Origin of the sequence: Microbulbifer sp. 2205BS26-8, from assembly GCF_030731025.1 — a bacterium.
In the GTDB taxonomy this organism is placed as follows: Bacteria; Pseudomonadota; Gammaproteobacteria; order Pseudomonadales; family Cellvibrionaceae; genus Microbulbifer; species Microbulbifer spongiae.
Map to the genome: position 1 here is coordinate 1 of NZ_JAVAMR010000123.1, position 1237 is coordinate 1237.

The window sequence follows — 1237 nt, forward strand, 5'->3', positions numbered from 1 at the left end:
AGAGGTATCAACCGTTGACCAAAGCGCTGCATGATCAAGCCTGTTGAACACCAGAATTGACCATAACTCCTAAAATCAGATACTGCCAGTCAACGCAGAATCTGTGTTCACACCCAACGTGGATCTAATTTTTCCGGTGAAATGAAAAAAATTACGCCAAATTGTCGCAGCTATCCCCCCTGCAGGTGGTTTACCGCGTCTTAAGTTACTGAAAACTCACAGACCAATAGGACCACTGCTTGTTTAATATCCTTCGTTAAAGGGCAATGCCTTAAAGCGCCTGTGGTTTTCTGCAGCGGCATAAGGATACGGCTGCGTGTTTTGCACAAATAACAATGGATTGTCACAATAGTTATATAAGTAGATTTTTTGTACTGAGGTTATATAAAAATTTTGCAATTCTTTGTGCTGCAATCACGCTGTCATGCCCCGGACACCTGGGGCAATTAGGCTGCAGGATACCCGGCCAATGCCGGGCAGTACTCGCAGGCAATAATCCTTTGTGCCGCGTAGTGCACTTACTAACTTGGAGAGAATGATTACCATGAAAAAGTTTATTACTGCTGTATCTCTTACCATCGCTGCCACCGGTTTTGCTGGACTGGCCAATGCAGAGACCTGGGCGCCCCTCAATACTAATGGCATAGTTGTAGCGAATGCCCCATCCACTCCCATCTCAGTGTCAAAAGGAATTACACTCGCGTGTGATATGAGTGGCATGGCTAATATTGATGCTGCCGGAAGCGCCGAGATTTCAGCTTTATCTTTATCCGGTTCTGCGGGGCTTTGCGGAAGCATTGGCTTTTTTAACTTTCCCTATGCGATGGAGGGTGGGGCCAACGACGTCGTTACAATAAAGAATGTGGATGTGCAGGGAATTACCGGCAACTGCCTCGGTGATCTGGTTGGCACTTTGGATCAAGCCACTGGAGAGATCACATTTACAATGGCGCAGATTCCAGCCAACCCCAGTGGTGGTGCTCCCTGTGAGGTTAACGGTACGGTCGCCACCACACCGGCAGTATCCTATACCCCTTAGAGGCATTCCTTACGACTCATTTTAATGGTCGTTTGTGCTATCTGCGCCGGGTAGCCAATCGATAGCCCGGCTAAAGAGCGCCATCAGCATTTTCTGTTGATGGCGTTTTTTACTATGCACCCTCGTTAGTAATTAATCGCTGGGGTATGGTAGATATTCTTAAATAGTCTTATTTTTCGCTCTCTGGCAATTCTATTA

The 1237-nt window shown here is 46.8% G+C and carries 1 protein-coding gene; it reads left to right on the forward strand.

Features of this window, described 5'->3' with window-relative positions:
* Window positions 1-544 precede the first annotated feature (544 nt).
* On the forward strand, window positions 545-1039 hold the full coding sequence (locus tag Q5Y71_RS16810; protein WP_306043229.1) for a hypothetical protein: 495 nt from the start codon (window positions 545-547) through the stop codon (window positions 1037-1039).
* The last annotated feature ends 198 nt before the right edge of the window (window positions 1040-1237 follow it).

Excerpts from the sequence above, each read along its gene's own strand:
- Q5Y71_RS16810 (WP_306043229.1), top strand. The coding sequence starts at position 545 with ATGAAAAAGTTTATTACTGCTGTATCTCTTACCATCGCTGCCACCGGT.